General features: G+C 61.3%; 21 protein-coding genes. 6 read left to right on the forward strand and 15 right to left on the reverse strand.

Features of this window, described 5'->3' with window-relative positions; genetic code table 11:
- The first annotated feature begins 199 nt into the window (after positions 1-199).
- Positions 200-1,234: a selenide, water dikinase SelD gene (gene selD, locus M0814_RS05350; RefSeq protein ID WP_103486128.1), complete on the forward strand. Its 1,035-nt coding sequence runs from the start codon at positions 200-202 to the stop codon at positions 1,232-1,234.
- Positions 1,234-2,337, forward strand: a complete 1,104-nt coding sequence (gene mnmH / locus M0814_RS05355) for a tRNA 2-selenouridine(34) synthase MnmH (protein ID WP_103486127.1) — start codon at positions 1,234-1,236, stop codon at positions 2,335-2,337. Before selD ends, mnmH begins: the two co-directional genes overlap by 1 nt.
- Before the next feature lie 137 nt (positions 2,338-2,474).
- Here the strand turns inward: mnmH and M0814_RS05360 are convergent, their stop codons facing one another.
- Positions 2,475-3,149, reverse strand: coding sequence for a hypothetical protein (locus M0814_RS05360; RefSeq protein WP_045122368.1), 675 nt, complete (start codon positions 3,147-3,149; stop codon positions 2,475-2,477).
- Between the two features lie 296 nt (positions 3,150-3,445).
- On the opposite strand from M0814_RS05360, the gene M0814_RS05365 reads away from it, so the two are divergent.
- Positions 3,446-4,144: a glutathione binding-like protein gene (locus M0814_RS05365; protein WP_103486126.1), complete on the forward strand. Its 699-nt coding sequence runs from the start codon at positions 3,446-3,448 to the stop codon at positions 4,142-4,144.
- Positions 4,145-4,387: 243 nt separating this feature from the next.
- The gene (gene hemB / locus M0814_RS05370; RefSeq protein WP_103486125.1) at positions 4,388-5,362 is read left to right on the forward strand and encodes a porphobilinogen synthase; all 975 of its coding nucleotides are present in this window, start codon (positions 4,388-4,390) and stop codon (positions 5,360-5,362) included.
- Between the two features lie 130 nt (positions 5,363-5,492).
- Here the strand turns inward: hemB and M0814_RS05375 are convergent, their stop codons facing one another.
- Together M0814_RS05375 and M0814_RS05380 are read right to left on the reverse strand one after the other, a co-directional pair.
- On the reverse strand, positions 5,493-7,028 hold the full coding sequence (locus M0814_RS05375) for an FAD-dependent oxidoreductase (protein ID WP_103486124.1): 1,536 nt from the start codon (positions 7,026-7,028) through the stop codon (positions 5,493-5,495).
- 207 nt (positions 7,029-7,235) lie between these two features.
- Positions 7,236-9,440, reverse strand: coding sequence for a TonB-dependent siderophore receptor (locus M0814_RS05380; protein ID WP_103486123.1), 2,205 nt, complete (start codon positions 9,438-9,440; stop codon positions 7,236-7,238).
- Between the two features lie 257 nt (positions 9,441-9,697).
- Here M0814_RS05380 and M0814_RS05385 point away from each other — a divergent pair, with 257 nt between their 5' ends.
- Entirely contained in the window at positions 9,698-10,789 is a 1,092-nt protein-coding gene (locus M0814_RS05385; protein ID WP_103486122.1) for a DUF1615 domain-containing protein, read from the forward strand.
- Between the two features lie 7 nt (positions 10,790-10,796).
- Here the strand turns inward: M0814_RS05385 and M0814_RS05390 are convergent, their stop codons facing one another.
- From M0814_RS05390 to M0814_RS05440, 11 genes are all read right to left on the reverse strand, one after another.
- A complete protein-coding gene (locus tag M0814_RS05390; protein ID WP_103486121.1) occupies positions 10,797-11,498 on the reverse strand; it encodes an anti-sigma factor in 702 nt (233 codons plus the stop codon).
- Positions 11,495-12,028 (reverse strand): sigma-70 family RNA polymerase sigma factor, encoded by a 534-nt coding sequence (locus tag M0814_RS05395; protein WP_103486120.1) that lies wholly within the window; start codon positions 12,026-12,028, stop codon positions 11,495-11,497. The genes M0814_RS05390 and M0814_RS05395 overlap by 4 nt, the downstream gene beginning before the upstream one ends.
- Before the next feature lie 179 nt (positions 12,029-12,207).
- The gene (locus M0814_RS05400; protein WP_003223564.1) at positions 12,208-12,729 is read right to left on the reverse strand and encodes a DUF3455 domain-containing protein; all 522 of its coding nucleotides are present in this window, start codon (positions 12,727-12,729) and stop codon (positions 12,208-12,210) included.
- 116 nt (positions 12,730-12,845) lie between these two features.
- The gene (locus tag M0814_RS05405; protein ID WP_103486119.1) at positions 12,846-14,531 is read right to left on the reverse strand and encodes an ABC transporter ATP-binding protein; all 1,686 of its coding nucleotides are present in this window, start codon (positions 14,529-14,531) and stop codon (positions 12,846-12,848) included.
- Positions 14,532-14,545: 14 nt separating this feature from the next.
- Positions 14,546-15,568, reverse strand: coding sequence for an ABC transporter permease (locus tag M0814_RS05410; protein ID WP_103486118.1), 1,023 nt, complete (start codon positions 15,566-15,568; stop codon positions 14,546-14,548).
- Positions 15,568-16,632: a microcin C ABC transporter permease YejB gene (gene yejB, locus M0814_RS05415; protein WP_103486117.1), complete on the reverse strand. Its 1,065-nt coding sequence runs from the start codon at positions 16,630-16,632 to the stop codon at positions 15,568-15,570. The genes M0814_RS05410 and yejB overlap by 1 nt, the downstream gene beginning before the upstream one ends.
- Before the next feature lies 1 nt (position 16,633).
- Positions 16,634-18,499 carry an extracellular solute-binding protein gene (locus tag M0814_RS05420; protein ID WP_103486116.1) on the reverse strand — a complete coding sequence of 622 codons (1,866 nt, stop codon included), beginning with the start codon at positions 18,497-18,499 and terminating at the stop codon, positions 16,634-16,636.
- A gap of 199 nt (positions 18,500-18,698) precedes the next feature.
- Positions 18,699-21,410, reverse strand: a complete 2,712-nt coding sequence (locus M0814_RS05425) for a TonB-dependent receptor (protein WP_177434678.1) — start codon at positions 21,408-21,410, stop codon at positions 18,699-18,701.
- Between the two features lie 207 nt (positions 21,411-21,617).
- Entirely contained in the window at positions 21,618-22,019 is a 402-nt protein-coding gene (locus M0814_RS05430) for a biopolymer transporter ExbD (protein ID WP_003223575.1), read from the reverse strand.
- Positions 22,019-22,726 carry a MotA/TolQ/ExbB proton channel family protein gene (locus M0814_RS05435; RefSeq protein ID WP_103484135.1) on the reverse strand — a complete coding sequence of 236 codons (708 nt, stop codon included), beginning with the start codon at positions 22,724-22,726 and terminating at the stop codon, positions 22,019-22,021. The genes M0814_RS05430 and M0814_RS05435 overlap by 1 nt, the downstream gene beginning before the upstream one ends.
- Before the next feature lie 46 nt (positions 22,727-22,772).
- Positions 22,773-23,591 carry an energy transducer TonB gene (locus M0814_RS05440; protein ID WP_103484134.1) on the reverse strand — a complete coding sequence of 273 codons (819 nt, stop codon included), beginning with the start codon at positions 23,589-23,591 and terminating at the stop codon, positions 22,773-22,775.
- A gap of 1,113 nt (positions 23,592-24,704) precedes the next feature.
- Here M0814_RS05440 and M0814_RS05445 point away from each other — a divergent pair.
- Positions 24,705-25,328: a glutathione S-transferase N-terminal domain-containing protein gene (locus M0814_RS05445; RefSeq protein ID WP_103484133.1), complete on the forward strand. Its 624-nt coding sequence runs from the start codon at positions 24,705-24,707 to the stop codon at positions 25,326-25,328.
- A 155-nt stretch (positions 25,329-25,483) separates the two neighbouring features.
- On the opposite strand, the gene M0814_RS05450 is transcribed toward M0814_RS05445, so the two are convergent.
- Complete coding sequence (locus M0814_RS05450) at positions 25,484-25,924, reverse strand: CBS domain-containing protein (RefSeq protein ID WP_045122370.1); 441 nt, start codon at positions 25,922-25,924, stop codon at positions 25,484-25,486.
- Between the last annotated feature and the right edge of the window lie 327 nt (positions 25,925-26,251).

The raw sequence follows: 26,251 nt of genomic DNA on the forward strand, positions 1-26,251 counted from the left end.
GAAATCGTGGTGACCCGTCGATAGCTTTCGCGAGCAAGCCCGCTCCCACAGAGGATCTTCAGTGAAAGCAGGATTTGCGGATGGCAGCGATCAAGTGTGGGAGCGGGCTTGCTCGCGAAGGGGGCCGGACAGTCAGCGCAAAAATCAGCCGGCCCGCGCTCTGCTAGAATCCGCCCCATCAACTGCCAGAGACTCTCCCATGAGCGAGCCGATTCGTCTGACCCAATACAGCCACGGTGCCGGTTGTGGCTGCAAGATTTCCCCGCAGGTGCTGGAAGTGATTCTGGCCGGCAGCGGTGCGCAGAACCTTGACCCGAAACTGTGGGTCGGCAATGCCTCGCGTGATGATGCGGCGGTGTACGAGATCGATGCCGAGCGCGGTGTGGTGTCGACCACTGACTTCTTCATGCCGATTGTCGACGACCCGTTCGATTTCGGCCGTATCGCCGCGACCAACGCGATCAGCGACATCTATGCGATGGGCGGCGATCCGTTGATGGCGATTGCGATCCTCGGCTGGCCGGTGAATGTGCTGGCGCCGGAAGTGGCCCGGGAAGTGATTCGTGGCGGGCGCGCGGTGTGTGACGCCGCCGGCATTCCGCTGGCCGGTGGGCATTCGATTGATGCGCCGGAGCCGATTTTCGGTCTGGCCGTGACCGGTCTGGTGGAAAAGCGCCACATGAAGCGCAACGACACCGCCAGCGCCGGTTGCCTGCTGTACCTGACCAAACCGCTGGGCATCGGCATCCTGACCACCGCCGAGAAAAAGGGCAAATTGCGCCCCGGCGACATTGGTGTGGCCCGCGACTGGATGTGCACCCTGAACAAGCCCGGCAGCCGTTTCGGCAAACTCGCCGGGGTCGCCGCGATGACTGATGTCACCGGTTTCGGTCTGCTCGGGCATCTGGTGGAAATGGCCGATGGCAGCCACCTGACCGCACGCATCGGCTACAACCACGTGCCGCGTCTGGACAGCGTCGAATACTATCTCGAACAGGGCTGCGTGCCGGGTGGCACCCTGCGCAACTTCGACAGTTATTCGAGCAAGCTTGGCCGTCTGCAGGAGCTGCACAAGCGCGTGCTGTGCGACCCGCAGACCAGCGGCGGTCTGCTGATTGCAGTGACTCCCGAAGGCAACGCCGAATTCCTCGCCGTGGCTGCCGAACTGGGCCTGGACCTGGCGCCGATCGGCGAACTGGTCGAGCGACAGACCCACGCAGTCGAGGTGAATTGATGACACTCGACTGCACCGATTACCGCGACATTTTCCTCAACGACCGGCCGATGATGGATGCCCGTGCGCCGGTCGAGTTTCACAAAGGCGCGTTTCCCGGCGTGGTCAACCTGCCGCTGATGAACGACATCGAACGGCAGAAGGTCGGCACCTGCTACAAGCTGCACGGTCAGCAGGCCGCCATCGAACTGGGCCATCAGCTGGTGTCCGGCGCAGTGAAGGCCGAGCGCATTCAGGCCTGGGCCGATTTCGCCCGGGCCCATCCTGAGGGTTATCTCTATTGTTTTCGTGGCGGCCTGCGGTCGCAGATCACTCAACAGTGGCTGCGTGACGAGGCCGGTATCGACTATCCGCGGGTTGGCGGCGGCTACAAGGCGCTGCGCAATTTTCTCATCGACACGCTTGAGCAAGCGATCGGCCAGTGTGATTTCGTGTTGTTGGGTGGCATGACCGGCACCGGCAAGACCGAGGTGCTGGTGCAGTTGCGCAACGGGCTGGATCTGGAAGGTCACGCCAACCATCGCGGCTCCAGTTTCGGCAAACGCGCCACCGGCCAACCGTCGAACATCGATTTTGAAAACCGTCTGGCCATCGACATCCTCAAGAAGCGCGATGCCGGTATCGAGCAGTTTGTGCTGGAAGACGAGAGTCGGGTAGTCGGCAGTTGTGCGCTGCCGTTGCCGCTGTATCAGGGCATGCAGCAGTACCCGATGGTCTGGCTGGAAGACTGTTTCGAAGACCGGGTCGAGCGGATTCTGCGCGATTACGTGGTGGAGCTGTCAGCCGAGTTTGCGGCGGTGCATGGCGAGGACAGTTTCACTTTGTTCGCGGAGCGCTTGCTGGACAGTCTGAACAACGTGCAGAAGCGCCTTGGTGGCGAGCGGCATCGGCGGATGTTGCTGTTGATGGAGGATGCGCTGGCGGAGCAGGAGCGTAGCGGGGCGGTGGATTTGCATCGCGGCTGGATCGAAGGGTTGCTGCGCGAGTATTACGACCCGATGTATGCGTTCCAGCGTGAGAAGAAGGGCGGCCGGATCGAGTTTGCCGGCGAGCGCGGGGCGGTGTTGGAGTATTTGCGCGAGCGGGTGAATCAGCAGGTTTGAGGGTGTTCTTGCGGGCCTCTTCGCGAGCAAGCCCGCTCCCACAGGGGATCTGCGTCAGGCACAAAATTTCTGCCCAGTGAAGATCCAGTGTGGGAGCGGGCTTGCTCGCGAAAGGGCCGGCACAGGCACCGCAAGAATCAAGTCGGACAAGTCACCTTGCCGTTATCCAGCCCCTGCTTGTAGCTGTGGCTCTGCAGACTGGCCTTGCCGTTGTGCCAGGTCAGGGTCAGCACGTACAGCGAATCGAAATCGCCAGCCGCCCAGTCATCGGTGATGGTCTGCTTTTCGCCGACGGCCTTGCCGGCAACCTTGTTGATCAGCTCCGGCAGATAGCCGTGCGACCACGCGGTGTAGATCGTTGCGTTGTGATATTTGTCTTCGGTCAACTCGCGCGCCAGGTCGCTGGTGTCGTTGGCGGAGAACTCGATGTTCACCGGCAGGCCGAGCTTGATCGCCGCGGGACTGATGGTCATCAACGGGCGGATGTAGCTGTAGGAGTTGTCTTGTTCGCCTTCCTCGACATTGCGTGTCGGGTTGGCGGCGAACACGTAATCGGCCTTGCCGAATTTTTCCGGCAGCAGGGTCGACAGTTCGATCGCCCGGTTCAGACCCTGGCAGTTGAGCTGACCGAGACCGCCGGCGGGCTTTTCCGCGTGGCGCAGGAAAATCAGGGTCTGGGTGCCGTCCACCGGTTGCGCGCGAATCTGGCTCGATTCGAGCGACAAGGTCAGCGCACTGACCGCCAGCAGGGAGGGCAGGGCCACGTAGGCGCGATGTTTGAAGCGTTTGGCGAAACTCATGAGGTTCGTCATCGAATAAAGGATTCTTCAGCAGATTCGGTTGGGGTTGACCAACCCTTACACCGCGGGCTCCCAGCACCGGATGTTGTCCATGTCGTGTGTTGCGCTTCCTGTGCGAAAGGCATAGCTCAGAGTCCTCTGAGGCCGGTTTGGTTCAGGCACCTTACCCGCAGGATATTACGGTTCGTGTAGGAGCTGCCGCAGGCTGCGATCTTTTGATCTTGGTTTTTAAAGCCAGATCAAAAGATCGCAGCCTGCGGCAGCTCCTACATTATGATCATTGCTTTCCATGTGACTGGATGCTTCCCATGACCGATCTGTCCGCGTTCCCCATCACCCACAAATGGCCCGCGCAGTACCCTGACTGGATTCAGCTCTATTCCCTGCCGACCCCCAACGGCGTCAAGGTCTCGATCATGCTCGAAGAGATCGGCCTGCCCTACGAGCCGCATCGTGTGGGCTTCGACACGCAGGATCAGCTGTCTCCCAAGTTCCTGTCGCTGAATCCCAACAACAAGATCCCGGCGATCCTCGATCCCCACGGCCCGCAAGACCAGCCGCTGCCGCTGTTCGAGTCCGGCGCGATCCTGATCTACCTCGCCGACAAGAGCGGTCAGTTGCTGGCGCAGGAAGGCGCGCTGCGCTACGAGACGATTCAGTGGCTGATGTTCCAGATGGGCGGTATCGGCCCGATGTTCGGCCAGCTCGGTTTCTTCAACAAATTCGCCGGCAAGGACTACGAGGACAAGCGTCCGCGTGACCGCTATGTCGAGGAGAGCAGACGCCTGCTCAACGTGCTCGACAAACGCCTGGAAGGTCGCGAGTGGATCATGGGCGAGCGTTACACCATCGCCGACATTGCCACGTTCCCGTGGGTGCGTAACCTGATCGGGTTCTATGAGGCAGGGGATCTGGTCGGGATCAGTAATTTCCCGAACGTGACCCAAGTGCTGGAGCGCTTTCTGGCGCGGCCGGCTGTGGTGCGCGGGTTGACCATTCCTTCCTGAGGCCACACATAACCCTGTGGGAGCGGGCTTGCTCGCGAAGGCGTCGTGTCAGTCAACACGTCTTTTTCTGATACACCTCCTTCGCGAGCAAGCCCGCTCCCACAGGAATAGTGATGACGCCCGCAGATTATTGCACCCCCGGTAATGCACTCTTGATTGATCTAGGTTTGTACCTGTGCCCACCGAAGGCATAAGCTTCGCCCCCTACGACTTTCGTCTCATCTGCCGTTTTCAGGAAGATCCATGTCCAGCCAGTTCCCCGAAGCACGTCCCCGCCGTCTGCGCCGCAATGCGAGCCTGCGCAGTCTGTTCCAGGAAACCGAGTTCAGCCTGAATGATCTGGTGCTGCCGATTTTCGTCGAAGAAGAGATCGATGACTTCGTGCCGATCAAGAGCATGCCGGGGGTGATGCGCATTCCCGAGCGCAAGCTGGCCAGCGAAATCGAGCGCTATGCCCGTGCCGGCATCAAGTCGGTGATGACCTTTGGCGTATCCCATCATCTGGACGCCAACGGCAGCGACACCTGGCGCGAAAACGGCCTGGTTTCGCGCATGTCGCGGATTGCCAAGGACGCGGTGCCGGAAATGATCGTGATGTCCGACACCTGCTTCTGCGAATACACCGATCACGGCCACTGCGGTGTGATGCACAACCACGAGGTCGACAACGACCAGACCCTGATCAACCTTGGCAAACAGGCGGTGGCCGCGGCGCGTGCCGGCGCTGACGTGATTGCCCCGTCGGCGGCGATGGACGGTCAGGTGCGGGCGATTCGCCGCGCGCTGGATGACGCAGGTTTCACCCAGATTCCGATCATGGCTTATTCGACCAAATTCGCCTCGGCGCTGTACGGCCCGTTCCGCGAGGCCGGTGGCAGTGCGCTGAAGGGCGACCGCAAAAGCTATCAGATGAACCCGATGAACCGCCGCGAAGCCCTGCGTGAATCGCTGCTCGACGAGCAGGAAGGCGCCGACGCGCTGATGGTCAAACCGGCCGGTGCGTACCTCGACATCATCCGCGACATTCGTGAAGCCTCGAACCTGCCACTGTCGGCGTATCAGGTCAGCGGCGAGTACGCGATGATCAAGTTCGGCGCGCAGGCCGGTGCGATCGACGAGGGCCGTGTGGTGCGTGAAAGCCTGGGCGCGATCAAGCGCGCGGGTGCGGATCTGATCTTCACTTACTTTGCGATGGATCTGGCATTGGCCGGGATCTGATGAATACCGCAGAACCCCCTGTGGGAGCGGGCTTGCTCGCGAATGCGGTGTATCAGCAATGAATAGGTTGACTGACACGACGCCTTCGCGAGCAAGCCCGCTCCCACATTGGGACTGTGTAGGGTCAGGGTCAGGGGCAGTGGAAGTAGGGGCGGATCCCGTGATCCCGAAAGTACCGCTCGATCACCTTCGGATCCGCACTGTTATCGGCAATCGCCACATAGGTATCCGGGCGTAGCAGATAAAACCCGTTACGTGCCAACCCCGCCGTATCAAACGCCGGCCGCCAGTCGAACACGTGCAGCGGCAGGTTGTGTTCATTGCACCAGGCGATCATCTCGTCGCTGGTGTCACCGTACACATGCACCTGCCAGCACGGCTGCCGCAGCGGTTCGTAATTATCCCCCTCACCATCATGCGCCCACGGCAAGCGGTCACCGCCGTGGACGTGGCCGGCCGTGCCCTGACTCAGCGGCATGCCGCGGTAGTTGAGGGTGACTTGCGAGACGGTGCGAAAGAGGAACTCGCGGCTGGTCTCGAATGAGGCCATTTTCGGGATCAGAAACGGTGCCAGGCGCGTGCGCAGCAGATCGGCGATGCGCCCCTCGGCGGTGACGAAACTGAAGACCTTGTCGGTGGTCGATACCAGCCGCCGGGCGAAGGCGATGCGTTCGGTTTCGTACGTGTCGAGCAGCTTCGCCGTGGCGCTGCCGTTGAGCACGGCGGCGAGTTTCCATGCCAGGTTGATCGCATCGCCGATGCCGGTGTTCATGCCCTGACCGCCCGCCGGGCTATGCACATGAGCGGCGTCGCCGAGGAGAAACGCCCGACCGCTGCGAAAGTGCTCGGCCACGCGGTGATGCACACGGTAGGTCGAGAACCAGTTCACATCTTCGATGTGCACTTTCAGGTGTTCGATGGCGCGGCTGCTGACATCGGAGAATTCCAGGCTTTCGGCGCGATCCGCGCGCTCGTCACGCACCGTGCCGATCAAGCGGGCACGGCCTTCGCCGGCCAATGGAAACACGGCGAGGAAGTCCGCTTCATCCAGATCCAGGTGCAGCTCACCGTTCATCGCCGGGCCGCTGGCCTTGACGTCGGCGACGTAGAAAATCTGCTGATAGGTGCCGCCGGGAAAACCGGTGTCGAGGGTTTTGCGCACCACTGAGCGGGCGCCATCACATCCCGCCAGATAGCAGGCCTGGCAGATTTCCTGTTCGCCATCGGGCAGGCGCAAGTGCGCGGTGAGGCCGTCGCCGGTCTCTTCGAAACTTTCCAGCGTGGTGTCGCGTTCGACGGTGACGCCGTAGTCTTCGAGACGCTCGATCAGCAGCCGTTCGTGTTGATCCTGCGGGAAGATTTCGACGAATGCGTACGGCGTCAGGCCTTCGCCGATGCGGTTCAGCGGCAATTGCGCGACTGGTTTGCCGTTGACCCAGAAATTCGCTGCCGCCACCCGATGGCCGTTGCGCACCACGGTGTCGGCCAGGTCCAGTTGCCGGTACAACTCCAGCGTGCGCGCCTGCACCGCCAGCGCTCTTGAGGTGCTGCCGGGGGCGGAGGCCTTGTCGATGATGCGCACGCGCACACCGAGTTTGCTCAGCCACAGGGCCAGCACCAGACCGGTGGGGCCGGCGCCGATGATCAGAACGTCGCTGCGGTTCATGGGCCTGTCCTCCGTTGGCTGTGCAGCAAGTATGGATCAGATGGAAAGGGTAGCCAGTGCCGGCCTCTTCGCGAGCAAGCCCGCTCCCACAGTCGAACGCATTCCAAGGTGGGAGCGGGCTTGCTCGCGAAGGGGGCTTATGACCCGGCGCAAAAAAAGGCCCCGCAACGGCAAAGCTGCGGGGCCCTTGTTACGAAGGGATGACGTTTAGAAATCGATGGTGCCCGACAACTTCGCCACGCGCGGCTCACCCTGGGTCAGATAGCCGCCCTGCGCCGATTCCCAGTATTTCTTGTTGGCCAGGTTTTCGACGCCCAGACGCAACGTCACGTCTTTCTGCGAGATCTTGAACGCGTAACGCGCACCCGCGTCGAAGCGGTTCCAGGTCGGCAGACTGAGGTTGTTGGCTGCGTCGGCATACTGGCCGCCGGTGCGCAGCATCCGCGCATTCAGCGCCACGCCTTGCAGGCCCGGTACATCCCAATCGGCGCCGGCGTTGAACTGGAAGCTCGGCACGCCAATGGCACGGTTACCGTCGTTGGCGCCGTTCTGGGTGTTCTTCAGTTCGGTGTGCATCACGGTCACGCCGCTGAGCAGGCGCAGGCCGCTGATCGGCTCGCCGAAGACGTTCATTTCCACGCCTTTGTTGATCTGCTCGCCTTCACGCACGTAGGTGCAAGTGGTGGCACTGTTGATTTCACAGTAACCATCGCTTGGCTGCTCGATGCGATACACGCCCAGGCTCGCACCGTAAGTGCCCATGTCGACTTTGACTCCGGCCTCGGTCTGCTTGGAGCGTGCCGGCGCGTAGACTTCGTTGCCGTTGGTTACCTGGAAGCCACCGGTGCTGGCCGGCGAGGTCGGACCCTGCGCCAGGCCTTCGATGTGGTTGGCGTAGAACGACACGTGCTCCCACGGCTTGAACACGATGCCGTAGACCGGCGTGGTGATCGATTCGTCGTAGCTCGACTTGCGGCTGCCGCTGCCGTAACTGGCGTAGTTGTAGCCCTGCACCACCAGTTGCTGGCGACGCAGGCCGGCGGTGATCAACAGGCGATCATCGAAGAAACCGAGGGTGTCGGAGAGCGCAAGGCTGCGGTTGAAGGTCTTGCCGACAATGCCCGGATCGCTGACGTCGCCGCCGGAAAAGTTGCCGACCGGCGACGGCGTTTCCACCGGGTGGTAGATGTTGTTGGCGTATTTGGTCAGGTCGAAATCATAGGCGCTGCGCTGCTCGGCCCACAGACCGCTGAGGCCGAAGTTGAGCTTGTGGCTGACAGCACCGGTGTTGAACTTGCCGTTCAGGCCGGCCATCAGGCTGGTGTTGTCTTCATCGTGAGGAATGAACGAGCCGGTGGTGAACGAGGCGCCGTTGTTGCCCACCAGCGTGGTCGAATTGTAGCGCCCGACTTCGCGGGTGTGCTTGGCGCCGCCGGCGACGTATGCGGTCCAGTTGTCGTTCAGGTCGTACTCGGCGCGGAGCATGCCGAAGGTGTCTTCGATGTCGGTGTAACCCCACTTCGGCGCGTAATTGGTGTCGGCCGACGGTGCGTCCGGAATGTGCGTGGCGGTGCCGAGGTTGACCGAGTTGCGGCCACCGTTGACGCGTTCCTTCTGATAGGCGAAGTCGCCGGAAATACGCAGCGCGTCACCGCGATAATCAAGGCCGATGCTGAACAGTTTCGAGCGCTGGTTTTCGTGGTCGATGCCGGTGTCACCTTCGCGCTGGGACAGGTTGATCCGCGCGCCGAAGCGATTGTCTTCGCCGAAACGCTGGCCGATGTCGAAGTGCTGACCGATGCGGCCTTCGCTGTTGATGTCGGTGGTGTAGCGGCGCAGCGGCTCGTCGCCGGCGCGCTTGGGTTGCAGATTGACGCCACCGCCGATGCCGGAGCCGGTCGGGGTCACGCCGTTGATGAAGGCGTTCGGGCCTTTGAACACTTCCACGCGCTCCAGGGCGTCGGTGGAAATGATCTGCCGCGGCAGCACGCCGTACAGGCCGTTATAGGAAATGTCATCACCGTTCAGCGGCAGGCCGCGGATCATGAACACCTGCGCCTGGTTGGAGAAACCCGAGGCCTGACGTACCGAAGAATCGTTGAGCAGCACGTCGGCGACGTCTTCGGCCTGCTGGTCTTGAATCAGCTGTTCGGTGTAGGACGTGGCACTGAACGGCACATCCATCATGTCCTGATTGCCCAGCACGCCGAGCTGACCGCCACGGGCGACCTGACCACCGGAATAAACCGGGGGCAGGGCGCTGGGCGTCGGTGCCTGGGCATTGATGTTGACGTTATCGAGCACCAACGCCTTGGCATCTTCATCGGCAGCGTAGGCAGTGACCGTCAGGGAGCACAGCAAAGCGAGAAGCGTTGGGCGAAAAGGAACACCGGGTCGAGCTGGAGTGGACATGTTTCGTACCTGGCGGCGCGCCGCCGATGAGAAAATTTGAACGGCGCGGGGAACTCCTTGCGCAAATACGACTCCAGGCGCAAATGATAGGAGTTCGCAGTAACGTTTTGCAAACGGTTTATCTTGCTGCAATTCCAGATCCGAATGGAAACCTGTGGTGAGGGGATAAATCCCCTCACCACAAAGGTCACAGTCCTAGCCTGCGTCACACTTTTGATCGTATGGTGAACCCGCCTCAATGCACGCCAAGGAGCGCCATGCACACCCCTCGATTACTGATCACCCTTGCCGCGCTGCTGGTGCTCGCCGGTTGCGCCGGCCAGCGCAGCCAGGCGCCGGCGCCGCGTGCGCCCGCCGAAGTGAAGGCCGAAATCGTGCGGCTGATGCCGGCAAAAGTGCCCGACCGCCAGGGCTGGGCCACCGACATCTACGCCGCGTTCGCTGCGCAGCACATCAGCCCGACCACGCAAAATCTGTGCTCGGTGCTGGCCGTGGCCGAGCAGGAGTCGACTTTTCAGGTCGATCCGACTGTGCCGGGCCTGGGCAAGATCGCCCGCGACGAAATCGACCGCCGTGCCGGCAAGGCACACATCCCCGGAATGCTGGTCAGTGCCGCACTGGCCGTGCGTTCGCCCACCGGCAAAACCTATAGCGAACGCCTCAACGCGGCACGCAGCGAGAAAGAGCTGAGCGCAATCTTCGACGACTTCATCGGCATGGTGCCGATGGGCCGCACCTTGTTCGGCGGCTTCAACCCGGTACACACCGCCGGGCCGATGCAGGTCAGCGTCGAATTCGCCGAGCAGCACGCCAAGGATTATCCGTACCCGGTCAACGGCACGATTCGCCACGAAGTGTTCACCCGCCGTGGCGGCATGTACTTCGGCATCGCCCATTTGCTCGGCTATCCGGTGAGTTATCGCGAGCCGCTGTACCGCTTTGCCGACTTCAACGCTGGTTGGTACGCCAGCCGCAATGCCGCGTTCCAGAACGCCGTCAGCCGAGCCTCTGGCATCCCGCTGGCGCTGGATGGCGATGTGATCCGCTACGACTCGATCATGCCCGGTAGCACTGAACTGGCGGTGCGCACCCTCGGCAAGTCGCTGGGCATGCGCAACCCGACCATTCGCGATCAACTGGAGAAGGGCAAGACTCTGGAGTTTGAAGACACCAAGCTTTATCAACGAGTGTTCGAACTGGCCGAGAAGGCCGAAGGCAAGACTTTGCCGCGCGCGGTGTTGCCGGGGATCGTGCTGCAGAGCCCGAAAATCACCCGCAAATTGACCACGGCATGGTTCGCCAAACGCGTGGATGAGCGCTACAAACGCTGCATGGCGAGGGGCGGGTGAGACGCCGTCACAGCACTTTGACCGCGCGACCAATCGCCTGAATCGGCCCGGTCGGTTTACCGATCGGCGAGCCATTGGCGCCTTCCAGCGTCAGCTCGAACAGCTGATTCGGTTGCAGCGGCGGCAGCTTGTCCAGCGGCACCGACAGCGCCTCGCCCGGTTTGACCAGCCCCAGCGACACCGGCCCTTGCCAGCCGTCAGCCTTGGTCCAGAACTCCAGCGCCTTGTCCGCCGGCACTTCGACCACGCCCAGCGGGATCAACTGAATTTCCCGTGGATTACTGGCCTGAATCACCCAGCCTGGCGCCTTGTCCTGCGGGGCGACCAGCACCACCAGATAATTCGGTTTCGGCGGGGTCTGGGTCAGCAGGATCGAACCCAAAACCAATGTGGCGACCAAGCCGGCCGAACTCAAGCCGCGCCACAGCGGCAGCAGATTCCACCACGAGGTTGACGGCGCAGCCGGCGCTTTTTGCGCGAACCGCTCGACACTGCGCTCGATGCGCGGCCACAAGTGCGGCGAAGGCTGCTGCGTCCCGGCAAATTCGGTCAGGTCGAGCAAGCGTCGCTCCCAGGCATCCACCGCCGCTTGCAATTCGGGGTCGTGGGGCAAGCGCTGTTGCAGCGCTTCACGCTCCGGCGCCGACAGGGTGCCGAGCACGTATTCACTGGCCAGTTCATCACGTTCCTGCGCCGATTCAGTGGTCATCCCATGCACTCCCGCAAAGCGTTGAGGCTGCGTTTGATCCAGGCTTTGACCGTGCCCAGCGGCGTGTCCAGGCGCGCGGAAATCTGTGCATGACTGTAGCCGTCGACATAGGCGTGGAGAATGCAGCTGCGCCGCTGCGGGTCGAGTTGTTCCAGACAACGATGGATCCGCGCCGAATGGCCCTGCACATCGAAGGCGTCCTCGTCAGGCACGGCATCGTGTTCTTCGTTGAACGGCGTCTCCCGGCTTTGATCACGCAGCTGGTTCAACGCCAGATGCCGGGTCACGCTGAACATCCAGCCGCGCGCTGAACCGCGCGCCGGATCGAACTGCGCCGCACCGCTCCAGATCTTGATGAACGCCTCATGCACGATGTCTTCGGCCAGCGCCGCGTCACGTACCAGTCGTTTGGCAACGCCGAGCAGGCGCGGGCCTTCCTGCACGTACAAATCGCGCAGGGCCGACTGCTCGCCGCGGGCACAGGCAGCGAGACGGGCTTCGTAATCAAACACCGGTTCAGGCAAAGACATGGGGTGCAATCTAGCTCACATTCCGCAAACATCCAGACAACCCGGGTGTCCCTGTGGATGCCTGTGTGGGAGGGGGCTTGCTCCCGAATGCAGTGTGTCAGTGAACGAGAGGGTGGCTGACACACCGCCTTCGGGAGCAAGCCCCCTCCCACAAGGAAGATTTGTGCGGGATCGGAAAGTCAGTTCGCCGCCCAGAAAATGTAGTCCGCCTGATACTTCACCACTTCCTGCTTGCCCTTGTTCGCTGCCGTGCATTCGCTGCCTGGCGCTACGCCGCCCTTGAGCGCGACACGCTGGATATAACTCACGCCGCTCATCGCGCCTTTGCCTTCAGCGGGGTTGGCCTTGACCAGTTGATAGGGCAGGTTGCCCGGGCTCGACGGGGCGACTGCCAGTTGCGTGCCGGTGACTTTCGAACCGTCCTTGGCCTGCCAGGTGGCGGGCGGGCCGAAGTAGGTGCCGACCTGCTTGCCGCTGCGATCATTGAGCACCGCTTTAGGGCCGACGAAAGTCCATTCGGTCTGCCCGGCCGCGTTGGGCTTGTCGCGGCATTCGTAAGTGATCTCGCCGACGCCAGTGGTTTCCAGGGCGATCTTGTGACCGTCCGGGACTTTGATTGCGTCGGGATAGTTGCTTTGGGCGAAGGTTGTCGAGGACAGGGCGAGCAAACCGGTGAGGCCAATCAGTTGAGTGATGTTCATCAGTGTTATCTCCGAAAGGGTAGATCGCTGGCAGCCAACAGTGGCTGTTACAGGGACTACCCGTGGCGGAGGCATTTGGATGCAGTGCCTGAAAAATATTCTTCAATCTCTGCAAATCAAAACTGTGGGAGCGAGCTTGCTCGCGAATGCGTAGTGTCAGTCGACTCATTTATATCTGAACCACCGCTTTCGCGAGCAAGCTCGCTCCCACAGGGGGCTTCAGCGGGCTTGAGGCCGGAGGCTTTCAGCAGTTCTTGGGTATAGGGATGCTGCGGTGCGGCAAAAATCTCCCGCGACGACCCTTGCTCAACCACCTTGCCATCCTTGATCACCATCAAGTCATGGGCCAGCGCATGCACCACCGCCAGGTCATGGCTGATAAACAGATACGTCAGTCCATGCTTGATCTGCAATTGCCGCAACAGGTCCACCACTTGTTTCTGCACCGTGCGATCCAGCGCCGAAGTCGGTTCGTCGAGCAGGATCAGCGCCGGCTCCAGCACCAGTGCGCGGGCGATGGAGATGCGCTGGCGTTGGCCGCCGGAGAATTCGTGGGGATAGCGATGGCGACTCTTGGGGTCGAGGCCGACTTCCTCCAGCACGCGAATCACCGCTGCTTCGCGCTCGGCCTCGGTGCCGATGCCGTGGGTCAGCAACCCTTCGGCAATGATCTGCTGCACCGACATGCGCGGGCTCAGGCTGCCGAACGGGTCCTGGAACACCACCTGAATCTGCCGCCGTAATGGCCGCATCAAGCGTTGATTGAGCAGGCTCAACTGCTTGTTGCCGAAGCGGATATCGCCCTCGGATTCCACCAGCCGCAGGATCGCCTGGCCCAGCGTCGATTTGCCCGAACCGGACTCGCCGACAATCCCCAGCGTCTTGCCGCGTTGCAAGCGGAAACTGACCCCGTCCACCGCTTTGATGTACGCCTGCGAACGACTGAACAAGGCCTTGGGCAGGGCAAACCAGACCTTCAGATCATCGACTTCCAGCAGGTTGTGCTGGTACGGACTCGGCACCGGCGCACCGCTCGGTTCAGCCTCGATCAGCAAGCGGCTGTAAGGGTGCTGCGGCGCGCGAAACAGCGTCTCGCAGTCGGCCTGTTCGACGATTTCGCCGTGGCGCATCACGCACACCCGTTGCGCGATGCGCCGCACCAGATTGAGATCATGACTGATCAGCAGCATCGACATGCCGAGCCGCTGTTGCAGCTCGATCAGCAGCTCGAGAATCTTCTGCTGCACGGTGACGTCCAGCGCTGTGGTCGGCTCATCGGCGATCAGCAGTTCCGGCTCATTGGCCAGCGCCATCGCAATCATCACCCGTTGCCGCTGACCGCCGGAGAGCTGATGCGGGTAGGCTTTCAAGCGCTGCAGCGGTTGGCGAATGCCCACCAGTTCGAGCAATTCCAAAGTGCGCTCACGGGCGGCGCGGTCCTTGAGGCCCTTGTGAATCTCCAGCACTTCGCTGACCTGTCGTTCCACGGTGTGCAGTGGATTGAGCGAGGTCATCGGCTCCTGGAAAATCATCGCCATCCGGTTGCCGCGCAAACCGCGCATCTGCTGCTCGCTGGCGTCCAGCAAGTTCACCCCGTTGTAAGCAATCGAACCGCTGTTGCTGACGGTTTTCCCCGGCAACAGGCGCAAAATCGAATGTGCCGTGACCGACTTGCCCGAGCCGGACTCACCGACCAGCGCCAGACATTCGCCGCGGCGGATATCGAGGTTCAAACCGTGCACCACCGTCTGTTCGCCAAAGGCAACACGCAGGTCGCGGATCTCGATCAAATTGTTTTGCATATCAGCTCCTTGGATCAAGATCGTGGATCAAACGCATCTCGGCAAGCCTCACCGATGAATACCAATAAAGACAAAATCAGCGCCAAGGCAAAAAACGCCGTCAGCCCCAGCCACGGCGCCTGCAGATTGCACTTGGCCTGGCCAATCAGTTCGCCCAGCGAGGCGGTCCCGGCGGGCATGCCGAAACCGAGGAAGTCCAGCGCGGTGAGGGTGGCGATGGCGCCGGTCAGAATGAACGGCAAGTAGGTCAGGGTGGAGGTCATCGCGTTGGGCAGGATGTGCCGCAGCATCAGTTCGCTATCGTTGAGGCCCAGCGCCCGCGCGGCTTTGACGTATTCCAGATTGCGTCCACGCAGAAACTCGGCGCGCACCACATCCACCAATGCCAGCCAGGAAAACAGCGCCATGATCCCCAGCAGCCACCAGAAACTTGGCGAGACAAACCCGGACAAGATGATCAGCAGATACAGCACCGGCAGCCCCGACCAGATCTCCAGCACGCGCTGCCCGAGCAAATCGACCCAGCCGCCGTAATAACCCTGCAACGCCCCGGCAACGATGCCGACCAACGCACTGATGCCGGTGAGGATCAGCGCAAACAGAATCGAAATTCGTGTGCCGAAAATCACCCGCGCCAACACGTCCCGGGCCTGATCGTCGGTGCCCAGCCAATTGCTCGAAGAGGGTGGGCTGGGTGCCGGTTCAGTCAGGTCGTAATTGACCGTGTCGTAGCTGAACGGGATCGGCGGAAACAGCATCCAGCCGCCCTGATCCTCGATCAGCGAGTGCACGTAAGCGCTGGCGTAATCCGGCTGGAACGGCAGCTCGCCGCCGAAATCGGTTTCCAAATAATCGCTGAGAATCGGGAAGTACCAGGCGCCGTGGTAGCGGATCAGCAACGGCTTGTCGTTGGCGATCAGTTCGCCACCGAGGCAGATCAGGCACAGCCCGAGGAACAGCCACAACGACCAGCGCCCACGGCGATTGGCCTTGAACTGCGCGACCCGGCGCTGACCCAGAGGAGAAAGTGTGAACATCAGGCAGTCCTCGCCGAGAAGTCGATGCGCGGGTCGAGCAGGGTGTAGCTGAGGTCGCCGATCAGCTTGATCAACAGGCCGAACAGGGTGAACAGGAACAACGCGCCGAACACCACCGGGTAGTCGCGCGACACCGCCGCCTCGTAACTCATGCGCCCGAGGCCGTCGAGGTTGAAGATGGTTTCGATCAGCAAGGAACCGGCGAAAAACACCTCGATCAGCGCCGAGGGCACCCCGGCCACCACCAGCAGCATCGCGTTGCGAAACACGTGGCCGTAGAGCACGCGGCGCTCGGTCAAACCCTTGGCCCGCGCGGTGATCACGTATTGGCGGCTGATCTCGTTGAGGAAGCTGTTTTTGGTGAGGATGGTCAGGGTGGCGAAACCGCCGATCACCAGTGCCGTGACCGGCAACACCAGATGCCAGAGGTAGTCGCCGACCTTGCCCAAGGTGCTGAGGCTGTCGAAGTTATCCGACACCAGCCCCTGCACCGGGAACCAGTTGACGTAGCTGCCGCCGGCGAACACCACGATCAGCAGCATCGCAAACAGAAACGCCGGCATCGCGTAGCCGATGATGATCGCCGTGCTGCTCCAGACATCGAACGCGCTGCCGTTGCTGATCGCTTTGCGGATGCCCAGCGGGATTGAAATCAGGTAGGTGATCAGCGTTGCCCACAGGCCGAGCGACAACGACACCGGCAGCTTCTGCACGATCAGATCGGTGACCTTGGCGCCGCGAAAGAAACTGCTGCCCAGATCCAGCTGTGCGTAGTTTTTCAGCATCAGCCACAGGCGTTCGTGCATCGGTTTGTCGAAACCGTAGTGGTGTTTGATTTCCTCGATCAGCGCCGGATCGAGGCCGCGGCTGCTGCGCCCGGCACCGCCAACCGCGGCGACTTCGCCACCGCCGCCCATGCTGTGTCCGCCGAAACCTTGCAAACGCGCAATTGCTTGCTCCACCGGGCCGCCCGGCGCGGCCTGCACGATCAGGAAATTGACCACCAGAATGCACAGCAGCGTGGGGATGATCAGCAGCAGGCGTCGACTCAGATAGCGCAGCATGTCACTGGCCCCCCGCGAGCTGGGTGTGCATCTGTTGCGTGGTCAACGGCTTGGCCGAGACCTCCCACCAGGTGTTGAGGCCTTCGTCGTACGCCGGTTGCACCGGCGGCATGCCGAAGCGGTTCTGATACACCGTCGGCGTGCCTTTGGAGTAGTAGTTGGGAATCATGTAGTAACCCCATTGCAGCACCCGGTCGAGGGCGCGGGCGTAATGCACCATGGCGTCGCGGGTGTCGGCCTTGACCAGCCCGTCGATCAGTTGATCGACCGCCGGGTTGGCCAACACCATCGAGTTCGAACTGCCGACTTGCGTGGCACTTTGCGAGGCGTACAGGCTGTACAGCTCGCGGCCGGGGGAGACGATCGGATCGCCACTGCGCGGAAAACTGGTGACGATCATGTCGTAGTCGCGGGCATTGAGCCGATTGACGTATTGCGCCGAGTCGATCCGGCGCAGATTGAGGGTGATGCCGATCTGCGCGAGGGTGCGTTTGAACGGCAACAGCATGCGATCAAAACCGCCCTGACCGTCGAGGAAGGTGAACTCCAGCGGTTCACCGGCGGCGTTGAGCAGCCGATTGTTGTGCGGCGTCCAGCCGGCCTCGGCGAGCAGCTTCAGGGCTTGCAACTGCTTGTCGCGAATGTAGCCGCTGCCGTCGGTTTTCGGCGCCTGATACACCGTGGTGAACACCTCGTCGGGAATCTGCCCGCGCAACGGTTCGAGGATCTTCAGTTCCTCGGCGTCAGGCAGGGCGGTCGCGGCCATTTCACTCTTCGGCCAGAAGCTGTTCTGGCGTACATAGAAGCCGCGCATCATCTGCTTGTTGGTCCACTCGAAATCCCACAGCAGGCTGATCGCCTGACGCACGCGGCGATCCTGAAAAATCGGGTTTTGCAGGTTGAACACGAAGCCTTGGGCCGCCGTCGGTTTTTCCGGGGCGAGGATCGCCTGTTGCAAGCGCCCGTCACGCAGCGCCGGGCTGTCGTAACCCACCACATAACCGGACGAGGAAAACTCGCGGTTGTAGTCGAACGCCCCGGCTTGCAACAGCTGGCGGGCGACGTCGGTGTCGCCGTAGAAATTCACCGTGAGCGTGTCGAAGTTGTACATCCCGCGACTGACCGGCAGGTCCTTGCCCCACCAGTCCGGGTCGCGCTGGAAACTGATGCTGCGCCCCGCGTCGACCTTGCTCACCCGATACGGGCCGCTGCCCAGCGGTGGCTCGAAGCCGCCGCCGTTGGCGAAATCGCGAGTCTGCCACCAATGCTCGGGTACCACGCGCAGGGTCGCCAGGTCCAGCGCGAGGGTGCGGTTGAGGTTGTTCTTGAAGGTGAAACGAATCTGCTGCGGATTCTCGATCAGCACCTCCTGCACATCGGCGTATTGCTGGCGATAGCTCAGGCTGCCCTTGGTCATCAGCAGGTTGAAGGTGTAGCGCACGTCCTCGGCGGTGATCGGCGTGCCGTCGGCGAAGCGGGCCTTGGGGTTGAGGGTGAAGCGTACCCAAAGGCCTTCGGGATCGCGTTCCATCTGTTGCGCGACCAGACCGTAAACGGTGTAGGGCTCGTCGAGCGAACGGAACGCCAGAGGCGCATACACCCAGTCGTTGACCTGCACCACGGAAATGCCTTGATCGGCATACGGAGTGATGTAGTTGTACTGACCGATTTCCATCGACGCGCGACTGAGCGAACCACCCTTGGGCGCGTGCGGATCGACGAAATCGAAATGCTCGAAACCCGCCGGATACTTCGGCGCCTCGCCATATACGGTCATTGCGTAGCTGCCGGCGGCCATTGCCGGCACGGCGGCGCAGAGTAAAGCTCCGCCGAGCAGCAGGCCTGCCATGTTGCGCATGAATCTCATGAAGTTTTTCCTCTAAGCCCGAAAACTCACTGGCAACGCTGAAAACTGTGGCGAGGGAGCTTGCTCCCGCTGGGCTGCGAAGCAGCCCCAAAAAATCGGATTAACCCTGCAGATTTTTGTGAGTGCTGCGCACTCAAGCGGGAGCAAGCTCCCTCGCCACAAAGGTTTGCATTCACCCGGTGTCGCGGTGTTTTGTGCCTTAGAAGTGATACGTCATGCGCGCAAACAGCGTGCGGCCCAGCGGGTCGGTGTAGCGCGGGTCATAGCCGCTCTGGAAGTTGTAGGCCTGGTTGGTGAAAGGCGGGTTGCGGTCGAACATGTTCTTCATCCCCGCATCCACGTCCAGCACCTTGTTGAAGGTGTAGCCGGCCGACAGGTCCCACACCGAATACGACGCGACGCGCGCATGGGTATCGCGGTCGTAGTCGTTGTAGCCGGTGGTGAAGCGGTTGGTCAGCGACGCGCGAGCCGCGCCGAAGGTCCAGCTGCCGGTGAGGTTGTGTTTCCAGCGCGCGATCACCCCGTCCCCTTCGAAGTCGCCGACCTTATCGGTGAACGGGCCCTTGATGGTGCTCTGAAAGTCGTAACTGTCGACGTAAGTGCCTTGCAGCCCCAGACCGAACTGGCCGTAAGGGGTGTTCGGGAAGCGGTAGTCCAGCGATACATCGACACCGTTGGTCTCGACGATGCCGAGGTTGGCGTTGCCGGTGACGATGTAGTTGAGCGTGCCGTCGGCGTTGCGCACGAAGCGATCCGGGTAGCTGCCGGCCTGATCGAACACAGTGGATTCGGGGAACGGCTGGATCTGGTTGGAAATGTGAATCCACCAGAAATCCAGACCCACCGACAGGTTGCTGACCGGTTGGTAGACGAAGCCCAGCGTCACGTTGCGCGCTTTCTCCGGGGCGAGATCTTCGTTGCCGCCAATCTGGTTGAGGAACTGCTGGCCGCAATCGCGCCCGCCGTTGCCGCCCGGTTGCACCACGCCACCGGTACACAGCACCGGGTCGTTGTAGTAGCCCTGGGTGTAAGTGATGCTGCGCGGCGAATACAGCTCGTAGAGTGACGGCGCACGGAAGCCTTCACTGTACGCGCCGCGCACCACCAGCTCCTTGAGCGGCTGATAACGGAACGAATATTTCGGGTTGGTGGTGCTGCCGAAGTCGCTGTATTTGTCGTGGCGCACGGCGGCGGACAGTTCGAGGCTGTCGAGCACCGGCACGTTGATTTCTGCGTAGGCAGCTTTGACGCTGCGGTCGCCTTTGACACTGCCGTTGGGGTCGATGCCGAGGCTCTGGATGTCACCGGCAAACTGTTCGAAGTCCTGGTGGAATTTCTCTTTGCGGTACTCGCCACCCAGCGCCAGACCGGAAGGGCCGGCACCGAACCAGTCACCGATCTCGCGGCTGATCCGCCCGTCGAAACCGGCCACGCGGCCGACAGCGGTGGAGTAGGCGCCGTGGTACATGGCCTGGTCGATGTACTGCTGACCGGCGGCGGATTGCGGGCCGAACGGGTTGAGCAGACCGCTGGCCAGACCGTTGATCATCGCCTGATCGCTGACATATCCACTGGTGACGCTGGAGACGATTTTGTTCTGGTTGTACGAGGCGCCGACGTTGTAATCCCAGCCGCCGACCAGACCGTCGAAGCTCAGCAGAAAGCGCTGACTGGTGTTCTGGTCTTTCGATTCACGCGGGCCGGCAGCAGTCTCGCGCCAGTTCACATCGACCGGTTGCGTCGGGTCGAGGGCGAAGCCGGTCGGGCCGGGCGTGATGCCGTTGCCGGGGTAGTAGGGCGACGAGGAATCCAGGCTCAGGCCAGTGAGCGGTGCCGGGCCGACCGCTGTGGCGTTGTTGTTGCGCGACCAGAAGTATTCGAGGTTGACGTTGTGGTCATCCGCCAGCTTGCCGGTGGTCTTGCCGAAGAACGACGTCTTTTCGGTTTGCGGAATCAGGTCGATGTATTCGCGGGTGCTGAAGCGGCACAAACCGTCGCGCGCCACCAGATTGGGGCCGTTGCAATTGCTGTTGGCCAACGGGTTGGTGGCATTGCCGTTCTGGCTGTAGTTGCCGGGGAACGCGGTGCCGGAGGTCTGATCCAGACCGCGGCCGGGCACATAGTCGCGGGCGAAGGAGCGGTCGTTGGCGTCGAGGTTCTGCTGCTTGTTGTAGTTGAACACGCCGAGCACGTTGAAGCGGTCTTGCTCCAGATCGCCGTAGCCCCAACTGGCGCTCATGTCTTTGGTGGCGCCACCGCCGCTGTGGGTCGGGGTTTCGCCACCGAGGGTGAGCTGGCCGTCGGTCATGGATTTCTTGGTGATGAAGTTGATCACGCCGCCGATGGCGTCGGTGCCGTAGAGGGCCGACGCGCCGTCGCGCAGGACCTCCACGCGTTCGATGGCGGCAAACGGGATCATGTTCAGATCCACCGCGCCGCCGGCCGAGTTGGTGCCGGACAAGGCATTGTTGGCCAGCCGTCGACCGTTGAGCAGCACCAGGGTCTTGTTCGCGCCGATGCCGCGCATGTCGGCAAACGAAGCGCCACCGGTGGCGGCGCCGACCGAACCGGCGCTGTTGTTGATCGACTGGCTGCCGGTGATCCGCTGCACCAGTTCGGCGGTGGTGGTCACGCCCTGTTTGCGCAGCTCATCGGCCTTGAGAATGGTGATCGGCACAGCCGTTTCCGCATCGACCCGGCGAATCGCCGAACCGGTCACTTCCACCCGTTGCAGTTGCGTGGTCGGCGCCACCACCGCTGCCGCAGCGGGCACGGCCGCGTTGTCATCCTCGGCGGCTTGCACAGTCCCGGCACCCATCCCCATGGCCACCAGATACAACGGAACAAAACGGTGACGAGAGATCGTGGCCACCAAAGGTTTGAGCGTAAAGCGTGGAGTGTTCATCAGCATGGTTGTTTCCGACTTTATTAGACGTTATCGAAATGGCCTTGTGAGCCCTGATTGCGCAGGTCACGGGGGTGCCGCGCCGCGAAAAACCACTTTCTTCAAGCAAGCCGATCCCCTCCGAACACGCGGTGCGTTTTTTCGGTCGGCCGATTGCGACGGGATTCTTCAGCGGTGCCGGGCGCGCTTCTCAACGCGCGCCCGGCACCGCACTCAGTGGGTGGTCATCACCGAAATCTTGCTGATGCCCGAGCGCTCGATGGACGCCATGGCCTTGGCCACCTGGCCGTAATTGACGTTGGCGTCGGCCTGCAGCTGCACGCGCACTTCGGCGTCCTTGGCCTTGACCTCCTTGAGGCTGGCTTCCAGCGATTCCGGCGCCAGTTCGGTTTTTGCCAGATAGAACTTGCCGTCCTGATCGACGCTGACCACCACCGGGTCTTTCTTCTCGGCGGGGGCGACGGCGTCGGTTTTCGGCAGGTTGACCTTGATCGCGTTGGTCATCAGCGGCGCGGTGACGATGAACACCACCAGCAGCACGAGCATCACGTCCACCAGGGGCGTGACGTTCATTTCACTGAGCACTTCATCGCTGTCTTGCGTGGAAAAGGACATCAGCTGGCCTCCCGCACGGCGGCTGTGGTGTTGCTGGCGATGGCCTGACGGCTGATGGAAAACGCGCTGCGTGAAGCGAGGGCGTCGAAGTCGTGGGCGAAGTCATCCATGTCCGCCGAGGCGAGTTTCAGGCGGCGCAGGAAGAAGTTGTAAATCAGCACCGCCGGAACCGCGACGGCGATCCCCACGCCAGTGGCGATCAGTGCATGGCCGATGGGGCCGGCGACCGCCTCAAGGCTGGCCGAACCGGTTTCGCCAATGCTTTGCAGGGCTTCCATGATTCCCCACACGGTGCCGAACAGACCAATGAAAGGCGCGGTGCTGCCGATACTGGCGAGGATCGCCTGACCGTTTTCCAGGGAGCGGCGTTCTTTCTGGATCTGCTGGCGCAGGTTGCGTTCCAGGCGATCGGAACGGTTGATGGTGTGCGCCAGTTGTTGCGTGGTGCGCGGCGATTCTTCCACCAGCAAGGCTTCGAAACCGCTGCTGGCGATGCGCGCCAGCGAGCCCGGATACTGGCTGGCGTGTTCGGCGGCGGTGAGCAGATCCGGCGCGCCCCAGAAGGCTTTGCTGAACTGTTTGTTCTGGGCTTTCTGGCGCAGGTATTGCGCCGACTTGACCAGCAGGATTGCCCAGCTGACCACGGAAAACAGCACCAAGCCCCAGAGCACACCGGGGACAATCATCGAAGACAGTGAAGAGTTCATGGCTACACCTCGCTTGCATTAAGTCGGTTATGAGTTGGGGTTGCCGTTATTGCGGCAATTTGAAATCGATGGTCTGGGTGGCGAAACCGTCAATCGGCGTGTCACCGCGCTTGGCCGGAATGAATTTCCAGTTCTTCACCGCCGCGACGGCGGCGTCATCCAGTTGCGGCTTGCCGCTGGACTTGGTCACCGTGACCGAACCGGCGCGACCGTTGGCCAGCACCTGAATGCGCAGCACCACGCTGCCTTCCCAATTGCGCCGCAGCGCCAGCGCCGGGTACTCCGGCGGCGGGTTGCCGAGGCTGGCGAGACCGGAAATCGCTGCCGATTCCTTGACCGGGCCGGGCGCGGCGGCAGGGGCCGGTGGCGCGCTTGGTGTCGCCGGCGCAGCGGGAGCGGCCGGTTGTGCCGGGGCAGGCGGAGCTTTCGGTGGCTCGACTTTTTTCACCGGTTTGGGCTTTTCGAGCGGCTTCGGCTTTTCGATCGGCTTGGGCTTCTCTACCGGTTTGGGCGGTGGCTTGACCGCGTCTTCGTCTTCCACCGGTTGTTCAGGCTCCGGAGGTGGAGGGGGTGGCGGTGGTGGCTCCGGCGTGGGCGGCGCAGGCGGTGTCGGGCTGCTCAGCTCGACAGTCATTTCCGGAATCTGCGGCGGGGTCGGCAGTGGCTCGGGTCGAGTCTGCTGGAGAAACCACCAGGCGCCGCCGTGTATCAGCGCCGATACCGCTACCAGCAACAGCATCTGCTGTTTATTCAACCCGCCGGGTTGCGACGTGTTGGCTGCGAAGACCGGCCTGTCCGGTGGCGGCGGGATTGGCGTTTGCCGTAACGGCCCCGGCAGGGTTCTGTGCTTTACCGCATCGTTCATTAAAGCTCCCTCGGGTTGATGAAGGGCAATAAGGTGCCGTCCGAACATTTGGGTGATGTTCGAGTGGATGGGTGCAACTTTCTTCAAGGTGTACGCAAGCCGATAGTTGAACTATCTATTGAACAGGGCTTACTTACAGTTACTGGCTTAGCGCCATCGACTTCGAGTGTTCATTAGCCATTCCCTGGTTGTTCTTGTGCTTTATGTAGGAACGGCCCGAGCCTTCGGCAGCTCCTACAGTTGATTACTCAAATTTTGTTTTGCAACCGCTGTGCCAAATGTTGCGGAAATGTACAGCGGTTATTTCATGGCTGTTACCCGTGTCGCATTTATATAAGTTTTATTGGCGGGCCGAGTTTTCTTTAATGCGTGACTGTCCACGGCCCCGAATCCCGGGGCTTTTTTACGGGCGAGTCAGGCCTGGCGCTGTATCAGGCAGATCAGCCAGATAGAGCCGCTGAACTCGAGTCCGCCAGGGCGCTTGATGGTGCGTGGCGGACTGATTTGGTGCGGGTCAATGGATTAGCGGGTCACAGGCTGTATTCCTTGTTCTTGTTCAATTGAAATCACTGTTTTAAATGTTGGTTAGTTATGCTCGGGAGTGCGCTTTTGGTGCAATAACAAAAACCCTTTAGTTATTGTTCGACAATCCTGTTGCCAGTCATTGATTGATCGTTTGTGCAATAACTTCATGCGGTGTATTTAAAAAATAAATAGTGTATTGCCGCTGGCGCAGCCAATGCCGCCAGACGCAGTGCAGGAGTGTCGGGTTCAGGTAATAAGATTAATGTATTGATTACCGGGACTGTGGCGGTGAACTCGGCGTTGCGCCAATTGATACCCACAGGCAGTAGTGATGCGGCATAACGATTGAAAATTCACGCAGTGACCTCCTTGTTGCCAGCTCGGATACGCGAACTTTTGGTTCGGTATCGCACCTTACAAGAACGCGGATAGCGTTCGATGATTGCTCTTGGTGCGGGATGGGCACCGCCAGCGCTGTTTTGCGAGGTTTGAATTCGCAAGTCGCGAGTGCATGGAAAAAATGTGCCAAAGCCGATACACCCGCTATAAATAGGGCTACACCAGACCTGTCGAGATCGAGGAGGGGACATGTATCAACTTTACGGACATCTCAATTCAGGTGCTGCCGCGATCGAAGCGGCGCTGGAGTTGTGCCAGATCGCCTACCGCTTCATCGATAGCCAGGCCTCGAGCGAAGCCGCCGAGGCACTGGCGCTGCTCAATCCACTGAAGCAGGTGCCGACCCTGCAATTGCCCGATGGCAGTGCGATCACCGAGAGTGTGGCGATTCTGATTCACCTGGGCCTGAGCTTTCCCGAATCCGGCCTGTTGCCGGACAAGCCGGCGGACCGCGACCAGGCGATTCGCGGCATGGTCTACATCGTCAGCAATTGCTACGCGGCCATCGGCGTCATCGACTACCCCGAGCGCTGGCTGGTGATGCCGGACGAAGCTTCGCGGCAGAACCTGATGGCCGGCGCCCGCGAGCGTTTGCACTGGAGTTGGGAAGTGTTTGCCGACCAGTTTTCCGCCGAGCTGTATCTGGACGACGAAAAACCGGGAGCACTGGACGTGCTGGCGGCCGTGGTGACGCGTTGGGCGGGGAGTCGCGAGCATCTGCGCCAGACGCGGCCGGGCTTTCATGCGTGGTTGCAGCGCATTGACCGGCATCCGGTGCTGGCGCCGGTATTTGCCCGGCATTGGCCGTCCTGAACACCCCATAAACCAAAATGTAGGAGTGAACTCTGTGGTGAGGGGATTTATCCCCGATGGACTGCGAAGCGGTCCCGGCTTTTCTGGGGGTGCTTCGCGCCCCATCGGGGATAAATCCCCTCGCCACAGGGCTCACTCCTGTAAGTGGGAAGGGTTTATTCCCCGCGAATGTACTGCTCCAGCTGTTTGATCAGCTCTGCCTGTTCGGCAATCGCCTCTTTTACCAGGTCGCCGATCGACAACAGACCGATCAGCTTGCCGTTCTCCACCACCGGCAGGTGGCGCAGGCGTTTGTCGGACATGATGCTCAGGCAGGTGTCGACGGTCTGGTGGGTGTCCACGGTGATCACCGGCGAAACCATGATGTCGCGCACCGGTGTGCCCACCGACGAACGCCCGTGCAGCACCAGTTTGCGCGCGTAGTCACGCTCACTGATGATGCCCAGCACTTCGTCGTTCTCCACCACCAGCAAGGCCCCGACGTTTTTCTCGGCCATCTTCATCAGCGCTTCGAGCACCATGTGACCGGGTTTGATCTGGTGTACTTCCTGATTTTTCTGATCTTTGAGCTTGAGCAGTTGGGCGACGGTCTTCATGGCGGTTACTCAGGTGTTGTCGTTGTTCTCCAAGCATCGTAGACGCTGGCGCGCAGAGCAAGGTGGCAAAGCGGCAGATAGCACGCAAAAAACGTCATTTGCCGGTTTTTCCGGCTTACCTCCAACCCTGTGGCGAGGGAGCTTGCTCGCGCTGGACTGCGTAGCAGTCCCAAACCCTGAGAATTCGGTTTGCCTGATGCACCGCATTGCATGGTTTTACGAATGCTGCGCAGCCGAGCGGGAGCAAGCGCCCTCACCACAGGGAATGGGGTTATCGCTTGAAGGGCAGCGTAGAATGCCCCTCTGATTCAATTCCTGAGGTTGCAG

Origin of the sequence: Pseudomonas sp. MWU12-2020 (genome assembly GCF_023100605.1) — a bacterium.
Lineage (GTDB): Bacteria > Pseudomonadota > Gammaproteobacteria > Pseudomonadales > Pseudomonadaceae > Aquipseudomonas > Aquipseudomonas fluorescens_H.